The 16053-nt window shown below is 67.1% G+C and carries 13 protein-coding genes; 8 read left to right on the top strand and 5 right to left on the bottom strand.

What is annotated here, in order from left to right; translation table 11 throughout:
• The first annotated feature begins 11 nt into the window (after window positions 1-11).
• On the top strand, window positions 12-185 hold the full coding sequence (locus ACNFIA_RS15590; RefSeq protein ID WP_259754477.1) for a PA1571 family protein: 174 nt from the start codon (window positions 12-14) through the stop codon (window positions 183-185).
• Between the two features lie 29 nt (window positions 186-214).
• On the opposite strand, the gene pdxB is transcribed toward ACNFIA_RS15590, so the two are convergent.
• The gene (pdxB, locus tag ACNFIA_RS15585) at window positions 215-1363 is read right to left on the bottom strand and encodes a 4-phosphoerythronate dehydrogenase PdxB (RefSeq protein ID WP_416786339.1); all 1149 of its coding nucleotides are present in this window, start codon (window positions 1361-1363) and stop codon (window positions 215-217) included.
• Between the two features lie 403 nt (window positions 1364-1766).
• Between pdxB and ACNFIA_RS15580 the strand changes: the two genes are divergently transcribed.
• Window positions 1767-3170, top strand: a complete 1404-nt coding sequence (locus tag ACNFIA_RS15580; RefSeq protein ID WP_259754474.1) for an MATE family efflux transporter — start codon at window positions 1767-1769, stop codon at window positions 3168-3170.
• A gap of 210 nt (window positions 3171-3380) precedes the next feature.
• Here the strand turns inward: ACNFIA_RS15580 and rhtA are convergent, their stop codons facing one another.
• Window positions 3381-4256 (bottom strand): threonine/homoserine exporter RhtA, encoded by an 876-nt coding sequence (rhtA, locus tag ACNFIA_RS15575; protein WP_259754472.1) that lies wholly within the window; start codon window positions 4254-4256, stop codon window positions 3381-3383.
• Between the two features lie 52 nt (window positions 4257-4308).
• Here rhtA and ACNFIA_RS15570 point away from each other — a divergent pair, with 52 nt between their 5' ends.
• Window positions 4309-4911: a helix-turn-helix domain-containing protein gene (locus ACNFIA_RS15570; protein WP_259754470.1), complete on the top strand. Its 603-nt coding sequence runs from the start codon at window positions 4309-4311 to the stop codon at window positions 4909-4911.
• A gap of 828 nt (window positions 4912-5739) precedes the next feature.
• On the opposite strand, the gene phnX is transcribed toward ACNFIA_RS15570, so the two are convergent.
• Window positions 5740-6567, bottom strand: coding sequence for a phosphonoacetaldehyde hydrolase (phnX, locus tag ACNFIA_RS15565; protein WP_416786335.1), 828 nt, complete (start codon window positions 6565-6567; stop codon window positions 5740-5742).
• A gap of 32 nt (window positions 6568-6599) precedes the next feature.
• Window positions 6600-7715: a 2-aminoethylphosphonate--pyruvate transaminase gene (locus ACNFIA_RS15560; protein WP_416786333.1), complete on the bottom strand. Its 1116-nt coding sequence runs from the start codon at window positions 7713-7715 to the stop codon at window positions 6600-6602.
• 148 nt (window positions 7716-7863) lie between these two features.
• Here ACNFIA_RS15560 and ACNFIA_RS15555 point away from each other — a divergent pair, with 148 nt between their 5' ends.
• Window positions 7864-8724, top strand: coding sequence for a LysR substrate-binding domain-containing protein (locus tag ACNFIA_RS15555; protein WP_416786331.1), 861 nt, complete (start codon window positions 7864-7866; stop codon window positions 8722-8724).
• A 205-nt stretch (window positions 8725-8929) separates the two neighbouring features.
• On the opposite strand, the gene ACNFIA_RS15550 is transcribed toward ACNFIA_RS15555, so the two are convergent.
• Window positions 8930-9808 carry a LysR substrate-binding domain-containing protein gene (locus tag ACNFIA_RS15550; protein ID WP_416786328.1) on the bottom strand — a complete coding sequence of 293 codons (879 nt, stop codon included), beginning with the start codon at window positions 9806-9808 and terminating at the stop codon, window positions 8930-8932.
• A gap of 335 nt (window positions 9809-10143) precedes the next feature.
• Between ACNFIA_RS15550 and ACNFIA_RS15545 the strand changes: the two genes are divergently transcribed.
• The 4 genes from ACNFIA_RS15545 to ACNFIA_RS15530 all read left to right on the top strand — a co-directional run bounded on the left by ACNFIA_RS15545 (window position 10144) and on the right by ACNFIA_RS15530 (window position 15930).
• Window positions 10144-11502: an MFS transporter gene (locus ACNFIA_RS15545; RefSeq protein ID WP_416786326.1), complete on the top strand. Its 1359-nt coding sequence runs from the start codon at window positions 10144-10146 to the stop codon at window positions 11500-11502.
• Between the two features lie 169 nt (window positions 11503-11671).
• On the top strand, window positions 11672-12193 hold the full coding sequence (locus ACNFIA_RS15540) for an RNA polymerase sigma factor (protein ID WP_259754463.1): 522 nt from the start codon (window positions 11672-11674) through the stop codon (window positions 12191-12193).
• Between the two features lie 107 nt (window positions 12194-12300).
• Window positions 12301-13224 carry a FecR family protein gene (locus ACNFIA_RS15535; RefSeq protein ID WP_416786711.1) on the top strand — a complete coding sequence of 308 codons (924 nt, stop codon included), beginning with the start codon at window positions 12301-12303 and terminating at the stop codon, window positions 13222-13224.
• Window positions 13225-13332: 108 nt separating this feature from the next.
• Window positions 13333-15930: a TonB-dependent receptor gene (locus ACNFIA_RS15530; protein WP_416786322.1), complete on the top strand. Its 2598-nt coding sequence runs from the start codon at window positions 13333-13335 to the stop codon at window positions 15928-15930.
• Window positions 15931-16053: the final 123 nt, after the last annotated feature.

The following is a 16053-nucleotide window of genomic DNA, read 5'->3' as shown; positions in this document are numbered from 1 at the left end:
GGAGATTGGCCATGAGCCTGCAACCCCACCGTGAACCCGCACCTCGCCCCGCTCCGCGCAACCCGCAACAGCCGGTCGGCGGCTCGATCATCGACGCCCAGGGCCGTGAAGTCCCGATCACCGAAGACATGATCCAGCGCGCCTGCCAGGAACTGGACAAGACCTGCGAGCCACCGCGCCGCTGAGCACCCGTCCAGCGCGGCGGCACCGCGCCCTACTCCCCGACCCGGTTGGCGCCCAGCGCGGTCAGCAGGCTTTCCAGGCGCGGTGAATCGCCCTGTATATCGACCCACAGCCCGGTGATTTCCCGGCGCGGCGGGTAGTGCTTGCGCAACGCGTCGAAGGCCGCCCGCCGGGTCTGGGTGTCTCCCACGAGGCTGCGGCGGAAATTGGCGTCGTCGCTGCGCGGGTCGTAGACCGCCCGGCAGAGCATGGCCAGGGCCCAGTCCGGGTCGCATTCTTCCGTCAGGCTCAATTCGGCCAGCCATTGCGCGGGCAGCAGGTCGTCGAGCGCGACGCTCGGCGCACACCCCTGCCAGGCACAGAACGCCTCGTAGATCTGCGCCGTGCCGCGCAGCTTGCCGTCCAGGCTGTAGCCGGCGATGTGCGGAGTGGCGATGCGACAGCGCCGGGCCAGTTGCACGTTCACTTCCGGCTCGCTCTCCCAAACGTCCAGCGCCACGTCGATATCCGCGCCGGACTCCAGGTGGATGCGCAGCGCCGTGTTGTCCACCACGCCGCCACGGCTGGCGTTGATGAGCCAGGTGCCGGGGCGCAGCGCCTTGAGACGTTGCGCGTCGATGAGGTGGCGCGTCGGGTGTTCGCCGTCACGGGTCAGCGGCGTGTGCAGGCTGATCACATCGCACTCGCGCAGCACGTCGTCCAGGCTGCAGAAGTCGCCACCTTCGGCCGCGGCGCGCGGCGGGTCGCAGACGCGCACGTCCCAGCCCAGGCCGCGCAGCACGTCCACCAGGCGGCCGCCCACCTGGCCCGCGCCGATCACCCCATAGCGCCGCTCGGCAAGCCGGGCACCGTGCACCTCGGCCAGCGCCAGCAGGCTGCCCAGCACCCAGTCGACCACGCCGCGGGCATTGCAACCCGGCGCGCTGGACCAGGCGATGCCGGCCTCGGCGAAGTAGTCGAGGTCCAGGTGATCGGTGCCGATGGTGCAGGTGCCGACAAACTTCACCTGGCTGCCCTGAAGCAGTTCGCGGCTGACGTCCGTCACGGAACGCACCAGCAGCACCTCGGCATCGCCCAGGGCGGCGCGGTCGATGCCACGGCCGGGCAGACGGCGAATCTCGCCATGGGCGCCGAAGAAGGCTTCGACCAGGGGAATGTTTTCATCGGCAAGGATACGCATGGGCTGACTCCAGAAATCGGCACCGGGTACTTTACCAGTGAGACGGGCGACGGAGGCACTCGCGCCCATCTATAGGTGCGGCCTGTGGGTGCGATCGCGAGCGCGGCCTGCACCTGCAATCGAGCTGCTGCGCTTCGGCAACCCTCACCCTAGCCCTCTCCCGAAGGGAGAGGGGACGAACGGCGCAGGATGAAGCCATGGCGTCAGTCGGCACGATCTTCCCCCTCTCCCTCGGGAGAGGGTTGGGGTGAGGGCGTGCACCGGCACGGCCCCGCAGAAGCACTTTCGGCTGTACCGACAACGGTAAGCGCGAAGCACGAAGGGTCAATGCCACGCTTTGCTGACCACCCGGACAACCCGTAAACTGGCCGGCTTCCTGTCCATTTCTCTGCCAAGGAAAGCCGTGACCAGCCTCACCCAGCCCGTCTCCCGCGGACGGCGCACCGCCACCGAACTCAAGGAACTGCTGACCCTCGCAGCACCGATCATGATCGCCCAGCTGGCGACCACCGCCATGGGCTTCGTCGATGCGGTGATGGCCGGCAGCGTGGGCCCGCGCGACCTCGCGGCGGTGGCGCTGGGCAACTCGATCTGGATTCCGATCTTCCTGCTGATGACCGGCACCCTGCTCGCCACCACCGCCAAGGTGGCCCAGCGCTATGGCGCGGGCGACCAGGCCGGCACCGGCCCGCTGGTGCGCCAGGCGCTGTGGTTGGCCTTGCTGGTCGGCCCGCTGGCAGGCGCGACGCTGTGGCTGCTCTCCGAACCGGTGCTGCGGGCGATGAAGGTCGAGCAAGCGCTGATCGAGCCGAGCTGCTTCTACCTGCGCGGCATCGCCTGCGGCCTGCCAGCGGTGGCGCTGTACCACGTGCTGCGCTGCTTCAGCGACGGCCTGGGGCGCACCCGGCCGAGCATGGTGCTGGGCATCTGCGGGCTGATGCTGAACATCCCGATCAACTACGTGCTGATCTACGGCCACCTCGGCTTCCCGGCCCTGGGCGGCCCCGGCTGCGGCTGGGCCACCGGCTCGGTGATGTGGTTCATGCTGCTGGGCATGCTGTTCTGGGTGAACTGGGCGAAGGTCTACAAACCGAGCCAGCTGTTCAGTCACTGGGAGCTGCCGCAGCCGAAGGTGATCGGCAGCCTGGTGGCGGTCGGCCTGCCGATCGGCATCGCGGTGTTCGCCGAATCGAGCATCTTCTCGGTGATCGCCCTGCTGATCGGCGAACTGGGCGAGAAGGTGGTCGCGGGCCACCAGGTGGCGCTGAACTTCAGCGCGCTGGTGTTCATGATCCCCTACTCGCTGGCCATGGCCGTGACCGTGCGCGTCGGCCAGTCCCTCGGCGCCGGCGCCCCGCGGGATGCGCGCTTCGCGGCGGGCGTGGGCATGGGCGCGGCGCTGGCCTACGCGTGCATTTCCGCCAGCGGCATGCTGCTGATGCGCGAGCACATCGCCGGGCTCTACACGCAGGACCCGGAGGTGCTCGCGCTGGCAGCCACGCTGCTGGTGTTCTCCGCGCTGTTCCAGTTCTCCGACGCCGTGCAGGTCACCGCCGCCGGCGCCCTGCGCGGCTACCAGGATACCCGCGCCACCATGATCATGACCCTCTTCGCCTACTGGGGTATCGGCCTGCCGGTGGGCTACAGCCTCGGCCTCGCCCACTGGCTGCAGGAACCCACCGGCCCGCGCGGCCTGTGGGAAGGCCTGATCGTCGGCCTGACCTGCGCCGCGGTGATGCTGTGCATTCGCCTGTCGCGCAGCGCCAGGCGGCAGATCGTGCTCAACGAACGGCGAACTGCCGGTTGAACACCCATCACGCAAAAAGCCGCCCTCGGGCGGCTTTTGTTTTGGAGTTCCCAGAAAAAACGCTGCGCTGGCTGGGAACCTGTAGGAGCGAGCTTGCTCGCGAACCGCTTCACGCCAGCGCTTGCAGGAAATCCGTTCGCGAGCAAGCTCGCTCCTACAAAACGCAAAAAAACCGCCTGAAGGCGGCTTTTTCATCTGCTATCGCGCCACTCAGTCGGCCACCAGCGCCGGCTTCGGCCGGCTGCTCAGCGTCGTGCCCACCGAGGCGACGATGATCGCGCCGATGGCAATCCACTGGTGCGAAGTCAGTTGCTCACCGAGGAAGAACAGGCCGGACAGCGCACCGAACGCCGGCTCGATGCTCATCAGCGTGCCGAAGGTGCGCGCCGGCAGGCGGGTCAGTGCGACCATTTCCAGGGTGTAGGGCAAGGCGCTGGAGAGCACCGCCACGCCCAGCAGCGCCGGGAACAGGTTGATGTCGAACAGCGCCATCCCGCTGTGCGCGAGGCCGATCGGCGCCACGCAGATCGCCGCGATGCTGATGCCCAGCGCCGCGCCCTGGGCGCCCAGGTCATTGCCGGCACGCTGGCCGAAGATGATGTAGAGCCCCCAGCAGACGCCCGCCCCCAGCGCCAGCGCGGCGCCCTTGGGGTCGACGCCGTTGCCGAAATCAGCCACCGGCAGCAGCAGGCCAAGCCCGACCACCGCGATGGCGATCCACAGGAAGTCGATCGGCTTGCGCGAGTAGAACAGCGCCACCGCCAGCGGCCCGGTGAACTCCAGGGCCACCGCGATGCCGAGCGGGATGGTCTGCAGCGCCATGTAGAACGTCAGGTTCATCAGGCCCAGGGTCACGCCATAGATGAACAGCGGCTTGAGCGGCTTGCCGCGCAGCGACGTGCGCCACGGGCGGAGGATCGCCAGCAGAAGAATCGCGGCGAAGACCAGCCGCATGGACGTGACACCCTCGGCGCCGAGCACCGGGAACAGGCTCTTGGCGAGCGACGCGCCAGTCTGGATCGAGGCCATGGACACGATCAGGATGAGGATGGGAAAGGCAGTGGAAAGCAGGCGAGAGCGAGGCATGATGCGGACCTGAACAGGCGTTGCAACGGTTGGGATTTCTTGATTGACTGTTATGCGCAACATAATGCGCAAAAAGGCCAGAATGAGCAATATACTGCCCAATAATTCCGAACGCCCCAGCGTGCTGGTGCACGTCGCCGATAACGTGAAGACCCACCGCCGCAACGCCGGCTTCAGCCAGGACGCGCTGGCCAAGGCCTCGGGCGTGAGCCGGCGGATGCTGGTGGGCATCGAGGGCGGCGACACCAACGTCAGCCTCGCCACCCTCGACCGCATCGCCGCGGCCCTGCAGGTCACCTTCGCCGACCTGGTGCGCCCACCGTCCACCGGCGGCCTGACCCGGGTCGACGCCGTCGCCTGGGGCGGCAAGCAACCCGACAGCCGCGGCACCCTCCTCGCCAGCACCCCCGCCTCGCGCCAGGCCGAACTCTGGCACTGGACCCTGGCCCCGGGCGACACCTACAACGCCGAACCGGATGCCGAGGGTTGGTACGACATGGCCTATGTCATCGAAGGGCGGCTGACCATCGTGTTGGCCGAAGAGACGGTGCAAGTCGAGGCCGGGGGATTCCATGTGTTCAAGAGCAACCAGCCGTTCTCCTACCAGAACCATGGGGATGTGTTGTTGCGGTTTGTGCGGAACGTGGTGAATTGATTACCGCTAACAGACCGATCTGGCAGAACGGCGAGCCAATCGCGGACGAAGTCCGCTCCTACGTTAGAGGAAGCAACAGACCTGACCTGTAGGAGCGCGCCATGCGCGCGATCGCGGGCATGGCCCGCTCCTACAGGCGAACGTCGCCTTAGACGGTTGACTCGGCGTCCCCCTCGGCCCTACGAAGAGCACCATGTCACCGGCTCCGGTACCGGCTGTTTAGGTTTCCAGAGAAACGTCCACGCACTCCGGACGGCCCCGTTCAGGAGGTCGAGTGGAAGCGCAGTTTCAGGGGTTGAGCGACATGGATGTCGCGAGAGCCGCGATGGGCCAGGGATGGTCCGTCGCGGCGGGCCCCTGAAACTTCGCTGGAGCGAGGGAATTTTTCGCCTAAGCGAAAAACCGGATGTCCGGGGCAAGACCTTTGGTTACTTTCTGTGGGGCGGCCATCCGTCGTTTGAGAAAGTAACTCGCCCGAGGGGGCGAAACAGGAAGCCTGCGCGTACGCCGAAGCGGCGCGGACACACCCAATCCCAAGCAAGAGCTCGCGGAGAAGCTCCGCTCCTACCGGAAAGCTCTGCGCTCAGATCGCCCCTCACCCTAACCCTCTCCCAGGGGGAGAGGGGACCGTTCGGTGCCGGATGAAACCCCAGCATTAGCCGGAACGAACTGCTCCCTCTCCCTCCGGGAGAGGGCTGGGGAGAGGGGAACGCGCAAACACAGCCCTATCCGGGAAAAGACAGTTGCTCCTGCAGAGAGCCTCACCTGTGCAACCAACACCACAAGAATGGCCCGCACTCAGCGGGCCCTTCTCATTAAGACCAAGCGTCAGCTACCCTGCGGCATCTCCCCCCGCGCCAGGCGCGCATTGATATCGGCGATCACCTCCGGCAGTTCGGCGATGGTGTCGATCAGGTAATGCGGGCGCGAGCCTTCGAACATTTGTCCGATGCGGCGGCGCTCCTGCTCCAGCTTCTGGGCCGGCAGCGCCTTGTATTGCTCATAGGTCAGGCCCAAGGCATTGCCCGAGCAGGTCAGCGCCACGGTCCACATGCCGGCGCTGCGCCCTTCGAGGATGCCCGGCCAGGTGTCGTCGACCTTCACGCAGGCCGCCACGTCGCTGATGCCCAGGGCGATCACGTTGGCCAGCGCCTGGGCCGGGTGCGGGCGGCCGTTGGGGACTTCATCGGTCGCCACCACATGGTCGGCGACGTAGCCATTGGTCTTGGCCAGGGCGACCACTTTTTCCATGACGACGGCCGGGTAGCCAGAGCAGGAACCGACCTTCAGCCCCTGCCTACGCACGGCGGCGATGGCGTCCAGCGCGCCGGGTATCAGTGCGGAATGTTCGGCGATCTTCTCGATCTGCAGCGGCATGAAGCGCTCGTAGATGGCAGTCACGTCATCGTCGCTCGGCACCCGGCCGAACTTGGCCCGGTAGCGTTCGGCAATGGCCGGGACGTCGCACAGGGTGCGGATGTGGTCCCACTTGCCCATGCCCATGGGGCCGCGGGCTTCTTCCAGGCTGACCTGTACGCCGAACTCGGCGAAGGCTTCGACGAAGATCTGGGTCGGCGCGAAGGAGCCGAAGTCGACCACGGTACCGGCCCAGTCGAGGATGACGGCCTGCAGTTGCTTGGGTTGTTCGTAGTTCATGGCGTTCAATCCTGTATGAATTCGGGCGGGCGTCAGATCTCGAAGACTTCCATTTCCTTCAGCGTTTCGGCGATGGCTGCCACGGCGGCGCGCATGCCGCTGGCGTCGACCTGGCCGATGCAGCCGACGCGGAAGGTTTCCACCTGGGTCAGCTTGCCGGGGTAGAGGATGAAGCCCTTCTCGCGTACCCGGTTGTAGAACTCGGTGAAGCTGTAGCGGGCGTCCCGCGGGGCGTGGAAGGTGACGATGATCGGCGCCTGGATCGCCGCGGGCAGGAAACTGCGGAAGCCGAGTCCGGACATCTCCGCCAGCAGAGTCTGGCAGTTGTTTGCGTAACGCTGATGACGGGCCGCGAGGCCGCCCTCCTCTTCATACTGGCTGAGCGCTTCGTGCAGCGCGGCCACCACGTGGGTCGGCGGAGTGAAACGCCATTGGCCGGTCTTGGCCATGTAGGCGTGCTGGTCCTGCAGGTCCATCGACAGCGAATGGCAATTGCCGGCGCTGGCGTTCAGGGCGGAGGTGCGGGCGAAGACGAAGCCCATGCCGGGCACGCCTTCCAGGCATTTGCCGGACGCGGCGATCAGCGCATCGAAGGGCACCTGGCGGGCGTCGATGTCCAGCGCGCCAAAGGAGCTCATGGCATCGATGATCAGGCGCTTGCCGTGGGCCTCGATGACCTTGGCGATCTCCGCCAGCGGGTTGAGGATGCCGGTGCTGGTTTCGCAGTGGATCAGCGCGACGTGGGTGATGCTCGGGTCCGCGCCGAGCAGGCGGTCGACGTCGGCGGCGGTGGTCGGCACGTCTTCTTCGGTTTCGAAGGTGCTGAATGGGCGGCCGATCACCTGGCAGATCTTCGCCAGGCGCTTGCCGTAGGCGCCGTTGATCAGCACCAGCACCTTGCCGTCGCGCGGCACCAGGGTGCCCACGGCCGCCTCGACGGAGAAGGTGCCGCTGCCCTGCAGCGGTACGCAGGTGTGGGTCGCTTCGCCGTGGATGATCGCCAGCAGGCGCTTGCAGACGTCGGCGGTCAGGTCGTTGAAGTCGCGGTCCCACGAGCCCCAGTCGACCATCATGGCGCGACGGGTGCGGGGGGACGTGGTCAGCGGACCGGGAGTCAGCAGGATGGGGGCTCGCTCGGCAGTGCTCATGCTCGATTCCTCTTTCGTGGGAACGTCGTCAGGGCTGAATTCGGTTGGGCCGGGCGGGGTCGCGGCGGCCTGGGCATAACTTGCCGGCGGGGGTGATATCGTTCAAATTGTTTATCACGATGCACTGCATAAGCCGGACATATACATCATGAACCTCTTCCAGCTCCGCGCCTTCGACGCCGTCGCCCGCGAACGCAGCTTCACCCGCGCCGCGGAACGCCTGTTCATCAGCCAGCCGGCAGTGACCGGGCACGTCAAGGCGCTGGAGGAGCACTACCAGGTGAACCTCTTCCGCCGCACCGCGCGGGGTGTTGAGCTGACAGAAGATGGCGTACGGCTGTCGGCGATCAGTCGCACGCTGTTCGCCCTCGAAGAGGAAGCCGAGGCCCTGCTCGACGCCAGCCGCGAGCTGGTGAGCGGGCGTATCGAAGTGGCTGCCGACGGCCCACACCTGGTCATGCCGATGCTCGCCCGGCTGCGCGCGCGCTACCCCGGCATCACTGTCAACCTGCGCCTGGGCAACGCCCAGGAAACCCTCGCCGCGCTGATGGACGAGCACGTCGATATCGCCGTGCTGACCGAGGTGGAGCCGCGCGCCGGGCTGTTTCTGCGCGAGCTGGTGGAGTCACGCATCTGCGCCCTGGTGCCAGCCAGCCATGGGTGGAGTTCGCACCGGGGCGAGTTGCCGCTGGGCGAGCTGGACCAGCAGATCATGGTGCTGCGCGAGCCGGATTCCATCACCCGCCGCACCTTCGACGCAGCCTGCGCGGCGGCGGCCGTCGAGCCGCGCGTGCTGCTGGAACTGGACAGCCGCGAGGCGGTGACCGAAGCGGTGGCGGCGGAGTTGGGGGTCGGCATCGTGTCGTCGCTGGAAGTCAGCCCGGACCCGCGGGTGAAGGCGATCCCGCTGGGCGGCGATGGGCTGGTCAACCGCCATGCCATCGGCTGCCTGGAGCGGCGCCGGGGGTTGCGGGTGGTGAGTGCGTTTCTGGAGTTGGCGCAGGGCTGAGGGAGCGCAACCCAGCTGGAGGAGCGCACCATGCGCGCGAGGGGGGGCATGGTGCGCTCCTACAACAGCGCCGCACGGGATATTCGCCCTACGGGTGCTGACGGAACGTTGGGAAGGATGCGGTTCGCGAGCAAGCTCGCTCCTACCCAGAGCGCTTCGATGTAAGACCGGGTTGTAGGAGCGAGCTTGCTCGCGAACCGCCGCCCTACTCCGCCGGCAAATCTTCCTTCACCAGATCGAGAAAGGTCGCCACGATCCGTCGCGTGCTCTGCTCGCGCAGGCACGCCAGCGTCTCGCTCATGCGCCAATGGCAATCGCGGATCGGCAATGCATGTACCCGCGCATCCGCGCCCAGTTCGGCGGCAGACACCACGCCCACGCCAATGCCCACCGCCACCGCTTCCAGCGATGCCTCACGGCCTTCCACCTCGATGGCCGGGCGGATGCGCAGGCCCGCGCGGGCCATCTCCGCTTCGAGCATCTGCCGCGTCACCGAGCCCTGCTCGCGCAGTACCAGCGGGGCGTCGTCGAGGTCGGCCAGTTCGATGGATTCGCGCCCGGCCCAGGGATGGCTGCGGCCGACGAAGGCGACGATGGGATCGCTGCGCAGGGTGAAGGTCAGCAGGCGCTCGTCCTGCACCTCGCGGCCCAGCAGCGCCAGATCTGCCTGGTAGTCGAACAGGCGCTGCAGGGATTCGTCGGTGTTGCCCGTCTCCAGCTTCACGCGGATCCCCGGATGGCGCTGGCAGAAGCGCGCGATCTGCGGCAAAACGTGCACCGGCGCGTCCACCGCCAGGGTCAGGCTGCCAGTCTGCAGCGCGCTGGACTCCTGCAGCAACTCCTGCGCCTCGGCTTCGATCACGAACAGGCGCTGGGTGACCGCCAGCAGGCGCTCGCCCAGTTCGGTCAGGCGCACCGAACGCTTGTTGCGGTGGAACAGCAGCACGCCGTAGCGCTCCTCCAGCTTGCGCACCTGGTCGGACACCGCCGGCTGGGTGAGGAACAGCCGTTCGGCGGCGCGGGTGAAGCTGCCGTGCACGGCAACGGCATGGAAGGCCTTGAGCTGAGCGTGGGAAACGGACATGGGGCGCGCCTCGGCGGGAAGGGTCTGACCGTCTTTCCGCCCCTGGAGGGAAAGCGACTACAGGGTCGTTCGCACAGAACATTAGCGTCATGCCCTGCCGACATACAAGCCCAGCTTATTTTTGAAATCTGATAAATCGATTTCAGTTATTTATTCGGAATTGTTTCCATCCTTCCACCGCCGCTGTACCCCACCGGACGCAGCGACGGCACAGAACAGCTGCAGCGTTTCTGACCCGCACCGCAACGACGGTGCGACGTGCTCCCAGAACAAGAACAACAAACAGGCGTTACCCACTGACTGCCGGCACAGCACAACAACAACGAGGTCAGACCATGCTCAACCCTCACGGCACCGCTTCGCCGCGCGCATCCCTGGCACGCTGGAGATGGCAGATCTTCGCCATCACCTGGCTGGCCTACGCGGCCTTCTACTTCACCCGCAAGGCCTTCTCGGTGGCCAAGCTCGGCATCGCCGAGGACCCCACCTTCCCTCTCGACAAGATCGCGATGGCCAACCTCGACGCCATCTACCTGACCGCCTACGCGGTGGGCCAGTTCACCTGGGGCGTCTTCGCCGACCGCTACGGCCCGCGCGTAGTGGTGTTCGGGGGTCTGCTGATCTCCGCCGCCGCGGCGCTGGTGATGGGCAGCTTCGCCACCCTGCCGATCTTCGCCACCTGCATGGTGGTGCAGGGCCTGGCACAGTCCACCGGCTGGTCGGGGTTGTGCAAGAACATCGGCAGCTTCTTCGCCACCCACGAACGCGGCCGCGTGCTCGGGCTGTGGAGCACCTGCTACGCCTTCGGCGGGCTGGTCGCCTCGCCGTTCGCCGGCTGGTGGGCCTATGAGGTATTCGGCACCTGGCACGCGGCGTTCTACTCCACCGCCGCCGTGGTCGGTGCGGTCGCCATCCTCTTCCTGCTGCTGCAGCGCAACCGTCCGCAGGACGTCGGCCTGCCGCCGGTGGAAGCCGATGTGCAGCAACCCGACGCAGTGAACTACGCCGGTTTCAAGCACGAGGGCGAGAACGGCAAATCCCTGCGCATCCTCGGCAAGGTGCTGCGCAACCGCACCGTGCTGACCCTGGGCCTGGCGTACTTCCTGCTCAAGCCGGCGCGCTATGCGATCCTGCTGTGGGGCCCGGTGATCGTCTACGAACGCATGCCGGGGCTGGGCAAGGTGGGCGCGGCGATCCTGCCGTCAGCCTTCGAAGTGGCCGGGCTGCTGGGGCCGATCCTGATCGGCTATGCCTCGGACCGCCTCTTCGGCGCGCGGCGCATGCCGGCCTGCGTGATCAGCCTGCTCGGCCTGACAGTGTGCCTGGCGCTGTTCGTGCCGGCCATGCAGACCGGCAGCAGCCTGCTGGTGCTGGGCCTGCTGTTCATGATGGGCCTGACCCTGTATGGGCCGGACTCGATGATCAGCGGCGCGGCCGCCGTGGACTTCGGCACCGGCGAAGCGGCGGGCACCGCGGCGGGCTTCGTCAACGGCTGCGGCTCCATCGGGGCGATCCTCGGCGGCCTGCTGCCGGGCTACTTCGATACCTACACGGTGTTCATCGGCTTCACCGTCACCGCGCTGATCGCCGCCGGCATTCTCATTCCGCACTGGAACAGCCGCCCGGAGGCCGCCAGCCAGGCCGCGTCGCACAGCAACGAACCACGCCTGGATGCACGCCCCGTGCGCTCCTGAGTCCCGCTTGCCCCTCACCGGCCGGCTGAGGGAATGGGCGAGGCGCCCCGCGCGCCTCGCCCTTTTTTCGTGGACGGGCAATCCCTTGGGCCACTGATGGGCTTGTGCCATGAGTCACGTCTTAATAATATTAATTATCATTTGATAATTATTCCTGCTGGACGCCCTTGTGAGCACTTCCAACCTCGACGCGGTCTTCCTGGCCCAGCGCCTGCCGTTGCTGCGCACGCTCGTGCGGATGGTGAAGAACCCGAGCATCGCCGAAGAGCTGGTGCAGGAAACCTACCTGCGCGTCGCCCGCACTCTGCTCGAACGCCGCATCGACCACCTGGAGCCCTTCCTCTTCCAGACCGGGCGCAACCTCGCCCTGGACCACCTGCGCCACCTGCGCATGCAGTCGCGAACCCTGCTCGATGACGTGCCCTTCGACGTACTGCAGGCCGTGCCCGCGCCGGGCTCCAGCGCCGAGGACCAGTTGCACGCGGAGAAGCTGCTGGAGCGCCTGGGCGCCACCCTCGGGCAACTCAGCGAGCGCCAGCAGCGCATCTTCATCCTCAGTCGCCTGCACGGCTGCGGCTATGCGGAGATCGCCGAGCAGTTGGGCGTCTCGCCCAGTACGGTGCAGAAGGAGCTGAAACTGATCATGGCGATCTGCGTCGGCCTGGTCAGCCGCCTGGAAGAGCCGGTATGACGGACTACCGTTCGCCGGCCGATTCGACAACAATGCGCGGCTCAACGACCCAGCACCGAACCGAGGACCGCCCCTTGCCCCACGCCACGCCGCCCGATGACCAGCAGATGGCCGAAGCCCTCGACTGGCTGGTCCTGGGGGACGACATGGACGCCACTAGCCGCGCGCGCTTCGAGGCCTGGCTCGCCGCCAGCGACGGCAATGCGCGGGCTTACCAGCGCGTGCGCGAGGCGTGGCAGTCGCCGCTGCTGCCGGTCGCCGCCGCGCGCCTGGAGCGCCGGCGGGTGCAGGAGAAGGTCCGTCCGTTGCGGCTGCGGCGGCGCGTCTGGACACCCGTCGCCACGGCGGCCGCGCTGGTCCTGGCAATAGGAGTCGTAGTGCAGGGCGACCTGCTGACACGCCTGCGCGCCGACCACTTCACCGCGGTGGGCGAGCGGCAGAAAGTCCAGCTGGCCGATGGATCCAAGGTGCTGCTCAACACCGATACCGCGCTCTCCAGCCAGGTGGATGACCAGCAGCGCATCGCCCGCCTCTACCGCGGCGAAGCCTTCTTCGACGTCGCCCACGACCGCAGCCGCCCCTTCGAGGTGGAAGCCGGGCCGGTGCAGGTGACGGTGCGCGGCACGGCCTTCGCGGTGCGCTACCTGGGCAACGAGGCGGAAGTCAGCGTGCAACGCGGAGAAGTGGACCTGCGCACGCGCCAGGACGACGCCCGCGTGAGCCTCGGCGCCGGCGACAGCATCCGCGTCGGCCCCCAGGGCTTCGGCGAACGCCAGCACGGTGCGGACGCCGAATCCCAGCTGGCCTGGGTCAAGGGCCGCCTGGTGTTCGAGAACTGCCCGCTCAGCCAGGTGCTGACGGAATTGCGCCGGTACTACCCCGGCTGGATCGTCAACACCAACGAGCGCCTGGACAACGTCAGCGTCACCGGCAACTGGCGCCTGGACGACCCGCTGGGTGTGGCCCGTTCGCTCGCGCAGATCGCCTCCGCCGAGCTGCACGAATACCCGAAACTGCTGATTCTCAACTAAGCAGAAAGTTTTTTACGCGATCCGAAAGGCTCGTTCGTTTAGTCAGAAGCCAATGCAATAGATTCGCATTTACGAATGCGAACAACGACTGACTAAGAGAGCCCCTCGATGACCCCTTCTCCTTCGCGCGCCCCTCTGCGCCGGCTGTCCGCGCCGGCCGGCATCTCGCTGCTCGCCCTGTCCATCGGACTCGCCAGCCTGCCGACCCCCTCTGCCATCGCCGCCGAGGCGAGCCAGACCCAGTCCGGCTACCGCTTCGACATCGCCCGCCAGCCGCTGCCCCAGGCACTCAACGCCTTCAGCGCAGTGACCGGCTGGCAGGTGGGCGTGGCCGGTGACCTGGCCAACGGCGTGGAGTCCCCCGGCGTCAGCGGCCAGCTGCCGGCGGAACGCGCGCTGAAGACCCTGCTCGGCGGCACCGGCCTCACCGTGCGCCAGCTCGGCCCGCGCAACGTCGTACTGGAGCGCAACCTCACCTCCGTCGCCGAGATGCAGCCACTCACCGTTACCGCCACCCGCCAGGCGCAAAGCGTCACCTCGGTGCCGACCACGGTGAACGTCGTCGGCCGCGAGGAGCTGGACCGCCAGAACGTCAACACCATCAAGGAGCTGGTGCGCGACATGCCCGGCGTCTCCGTTGGTGGCACCGGCAACCGCGCCGGCATCACCGGCTACAACATCCGTGGCATCGACGGTGACCGCGTGCTGACGCAGATCGACGGCGTCGAGATCCCCAACAGCTTCTTCAACGGCCCCTACGCACAGACCGAGCGCAACTACGTCGACCCGGAGATCATCAAGCGCGTGGAAGTGCTGCGCGGCCCGGCTTCGGCCCTGTACGGCAGCAACGCCATCGGCGGTGCGGTGAGCTACTTCACCCTCGACCCGGACGACATCATCAAGGACGGCCGGGACGTCGGCGCACGCCTGAAGACCGGCTACAGCTCGGCCGACGACAGCTGGCTGACCTCCGCCACCGTCGCCGGCCGCCACGACGCCTTCGACGGCCTGCTGCACCTGAGCCAGCGCAACGGGCACGAGACCGAGTCCTACGGCAGCACCGGCGGCACCGGCCTGTCGCGCACCGAGGCCAACCCCGAGGACGTGCGCACCACCAACGTGCTGGCCAAGCTTGGCTGGAACTACGCCGAGGGCAGCCGCTTCGGCCTGGTCTACGAGAAGTACAAGGACGACGTCGATACCGACCAGAAGAGCGCCTACGGCGGCCCCTACAGCAACGGCCAACCGGCGCTGCCGCCCAGCGTGCTGCCCGGCGGCATGTACCAGTGGCGCACCGGCAACGACACCATCACCCGCGAACGCTACGGCCTGGAACATTCGCTGTTGCTGGACAGCAGCCTTGCCGACCACGCCAGGTGGACCTTCAACTACCAGGTCGCCAAGACCGACCAGAGCACCGACGAGTTCTACTACCCCATCACCCGCCAGGTCCTGCGCACCCGCGAAACGCTCTACAAGGAGCGCCAATGGGTATTCGACCTGCAACTGGACAAGGCCTTCGCCCTCGGTGACACCGACCACCTGCTGACCTATGGCACTACTCTCAAGCGCCAGAAGGTCACCGGCTACCGCGAAGGCACCGGCACCTGCCTGGCCGTCGGCCGCGGCTGCACCGCCGTCGGCGCTACCAGCGCCAGCGATACCCTGGCCCGCAGCAGCGACTTCCCGGACCCCACCATCGACACCTACGCCCTGTTCGCCCAGGACGAGATCCGCTGGAACGCCTGGACCTTCCTGCCCGGCCTGCGTTACGACCACACCCGCCTCAAGCCGCACCTCACCGACGAGTTCCTGAAGACCGTCGACCAGAGCGGCGAAGGCGACGTGAGCAGCGACAGCAAGAGCTGGCATCAGCTCTCGCCCAAGCTCGGCGTGACCTACGCATTCAACGACAACTACCTGTGGTACGGGCAGTACGCCCAGGGCTTCCGCACCCCGACCGCCAAGGCGCTCTACGGCCGCTTCGACAACCCCGGCGCCGGCTACCGCGTGGAGCCCAACCCGGACCTCGACCCGGAACGCAGCCAGAGCTACGAGACCGGCCTGCGCGGCAACTTCGAGGAAGGCTCGTTCGACGTGGCGGTCTTCTATAACAAGTACCGCGACTTCATCAACGAAGACGCCATCACCCCCGGCTACGACGAGCCGACCTTCACCAGCAACAACATCAAGAACGCGATCATCAAGGGCGTGGAGCTCAAGGGCCGCCTGGAACTGGGCGCCTTCGGCGCGCCGCAGGGTCTCTACACCAAGGGCTCGGTGGCCTACGCCTATGGGCGCAACAAGGACACCGGCGAGCCGATCAACAGCGTCAACCCGCTCACCGGCGTGTTCGGCCTGGGCTACGACGAACAGGCCGGCCGCTACGGCGCCCTGCTCGACTGGACCCTGGTCAAGCGCAAGACCCGCGTGGACAACAGCCAGTTCAACGCCCCCGACGGCACCAGCAGCCAGTTCAAGACCCCGGGCTTCGGCATCCTCGACCTGACCGGCTACTACAAGCTGACCGACGACCTGACCCTCAACGCCGGCCTGTACAACCTCACCGACAAGAAATACTGGCTGTGGGATGACGTACGCGGCTACGACGGCGTCGGCGAAGCCTCGGTCCTGGCCCCGGCCAACCTCGACCGCCTGACCCAGCCGGGCCGCAACTTCGCGGTGAACCTGGTGTGGGATATCTGACGGGCAAGCGCCGGGGCGCCTGGTGAATCCCGTGCCGGCTCTGTTCGCGAGCAAGCTCGCTCCTACATAGAGAACGGTCTCCTTGCAGGAGCGAGCTTGCTCGCGAACCGCCTTCGCACCGGC

It is taken from the genome of Pseudomonas sp. NY15437 (genome assembly GCF_048068435.1).
Taxonomy (GTDB): domain Bacteria; phylum Pseudomonadota; class Gammaproteobacteria; order Pseudomonadales; family Pseudomonadaceae; genus Pseudomonas; species Pseudomonas nitroreducens_B.
This window is presented reverse-complemented; position numbering and strand designations above follow the sequence as displayed.